Annotated in this window: 1 protein-coding gene; it reads left to right on the forward strand. The window is 59.8% G+C overall.

The features are described 5' to 3' along the window. Positions 1-935: 935 nt before the first annotated feature. A partial coding sequence (locus tag ABJK56_RS03830) for a hypothetical protein (RefSeq protein WP_347243344.1) occupies positions 936-1,342 on the forward strand: 407 nt, incomplete at its 3' end.

Below are 1,342 nucleotides of genomic sequence, written 5' to 3' on the forward strand. Positions count from 1 at the left end.
GACATCCTCGGACGGGTCTACGAGTACTTCCTCGGCCAGTTCGCGAGCGCCGAGGGAGCTAACCGCGCGGAGTTTGCTGGCTATGCCCGTAGCTGCCGCTTCGACTTTGAAGCCCACCTGAGCGTCTCCAGGATGGAGGAGGGGTAGGCATGATTCGGCGACTACTGCACCATGTGGCGGGTGTCCTTCGTTGGATCAGACGGGCTGCCCTAATGGTAAGCACGAGAATTGCAGGGACTGCGAAGCCCGAAAGGACAGGAGACGAAACTGTGGTCACCGCTTGGCCACCGGCTTCTCCGCCGGCGGGCGAGGAGAACCGCGAACCAAACTGGGGCGGCGCACACGAGTCCCAGGACAACACAGCAAAATCTCCTGGCGGGGCCGAAGCGACTGCCTCCGACAAAGTGGCTGGTACTCTGAAGCAAGATCGCATAAAAGACCAACACGATATAGACAGTGGAACGGTAATCGAGCCGACTGGGGAGAATGGCTCCTCTCTTCGTCCTCCGCCGCAGCCTCCCACCCCACCGTGTAGTGGCGAGCCCACGGAGAGCCTGGATAAAACGCTTCCAGTCACAGGCGTGCCGTCCCCTCCGACTTCCGACGAATCTCCCGGGGAGCTGGAACCTGACCGCCAGCGTGGTTTTGTCCCAGAGGAGACACAACCTCAGCCAAAGAGAAGGCGGAAGACGCCTTCTCCCGCGGACCGAGGCGGCAGGCCGCGCTCCACCTCGTCCAAAGAGGGAGGGGAAGACACGAAAAGGAAACCATCCCGCTCCTTACGGCCTGAAATCGTATGCTGGCAAAGGGCACGTGAGTGGGTCGTTGGTGTGGAGATTCCAGATGACCTTGCTCGAGCCAGCAGCGTATCCGTCACACAGGCTGGCGAGCCTTTGTCCGAAGACAGTTCACAGGCTGGATGCTGGCCACTCGCTATGTTGAACGCCCCTGTCGAGGTGCAGATTGGGGGCGATACCGCCGATCAGCCAATCAAGATTCCCCTGGGTGATGAGGACTGGCAGGTATTCAAACTAAGCAGCGGCCGGGATCAGGGCCGGAAGGTCAAGCAAGTCTCGTTGGGTTCATACCTCGTCATTGTTCCGGAGACCTGGCAGAGAGACGAAGAAAAGGCGGGCACTGCGCCCACAACGCCAGAGCCTGTTTTTCTGGATGGCTACCTGGCGCATTTCTTCGAGCTATCTGAAGCCACTCCCTTCTGCATCGCGTTCCACGACGATCAGGGGAATCCAATCATCATCGAATCTGGCGGCCCACAGTTCTGCCTCGTCGGTCAAGAGATCCGGGACGATAGCGAAGGAATCGGACCGCTCTTTGGAGGACT

Source organism: Thermogutta sp., from assembly GCF_039793925.1.
Taxonomy (GTDB): Bacteria; Planctomycetota; Planctomycetia; order Pirellulales; family Thermoguttaceae; genus Thermogutta.